Source organism: Amycolatopsis speibonae, assembly GCF_042647925.1.
GTDB classification, from domain to species: domain Bacteria; phylum Actinomycetota; class Actinomycetes; order Mycobacteriales; family Pseudonocardiaceae; genus Amycolatopsis; species Amycolatopsis speibonae.
Genome location: NZ_JBHRWK010000149.1, coordinates 1 through 1,238, shown reverse-complemented (window position 1 = coordinate 1,238; position 1,238 = coordinate 1). Strand labels below are relative to the sequence as shown.

The following is a 1,238-nucleotide window of genomic DNA, read 5'->3' as shown; positions in this document are numbered from 1 at the left end:
CCGGGCTGGGTGTTTTGTCCTGTTTTCTTCCGCCTGTGCTGGTTGATGAGGCCCTCGTGGTGTCCGGCCGGGACGAGCGGCGGTTCCGGGCCCTGCCGTCCCGTCTGGGGATCTATCTGGTGCTCGCGTTGTGTCTGTTGCGTGCCCGGTCGGTCCCGGCCGTGACGCAGGCGATGATTCCGCTCGCGAGAGTGCGGCGGCTGGCGGCTCTGGGCTGGGTCCTGCCGTCGAGCACCGCGTTGACCAAGCTGCGTGACCGTCTCGGTGTGGTGCCGTTCGAGTTGCTGTTCACCGCGATGACCAGGCCGGTCCCGGCCCGGGTCCGGCCGTGGTCACATATGTTCGGATTACAGGTCTGTGCTTGGGACGGCACCGAGATCACCGTGGCCGACACCGACGCCAACCGGGACCATTTCCGCCGTCACCAGGGCAAGAACGGCCCAGTGGGAACGCCGAAAGCACGGCTGGTGGTGTTGCTGGCCTGCGGCACCCGTCAGCTGCTGGGGGCGGTCACCGGCGGGCTGGGCCAAGGCGAGGTCACCCTGGCCCACCAGCTCGTGAACTCTCTGCGGCCGGGGATGCTGCTGCTGGCTGACCGGAACTTCCTGGGTTACCCGCTCTGGACCGCGGCCCGCGCCCGGGGAACGCACCTGCTCTGGCGGGCCAAACTGGGTAAACCCCTGCTCAGCCCGCAGCACCTGCTGCCTGACGGGTCCTGGCTGGCCACCCTGCACGACCCGGCCGACGCCCGCGCTCGGCGCAAGACCGTCCAGCGCAACCACAAACGCGGGCACCGCCCGCCGAAACCCCGCCCGGTCCGCGGCATCACCGTCCGCGTGATCGAAGCCTGGATCACCGTCACCATCGACGGCGTCACCCGCACCCAGAAATACCGGCTGGTCACCAGCCTGCTCGACCCGGACCACGCCCCCGCCGGCCAGCTCGTCGGCCTCTACGCCCGCCGCTGGGCCGCAGAGACCGGCATCCGCGAACTCAAAACCGTGCTGCTGCACGGACAACCACTCCGCAGCCGCACCCCGGCCCGCGCCCTGCAAGAGCTCTGGGCCGCCCTCACCACCTACCAAACCCTCCGGCTACTGACCAGCCACGCCGCGCTCGCCACCGACCTCGACCCGTCCCGGATCTCCTTCACCGCCGCCCGCGACACCGCCACCGCGGCGATCACTACCACACCCCAGCACGCCACCACACACCTCGAACAGACCTGCCAGCACCTG

1 protein-coding gene is annotated in these 1,238 nt (G+C 70.0%); it reads left to right on the top strand.

The window, feature by feature from the left end:
• Positions 1–14: 14 nt before the first annotated feature.
• Positions 15–1,238 (top strand): IS4 family transposase (locus ACFOSH_RS42710; protein WP_378247301.1); only part of this gene is annotated, 1,224 nt, incomplete at its 3' end.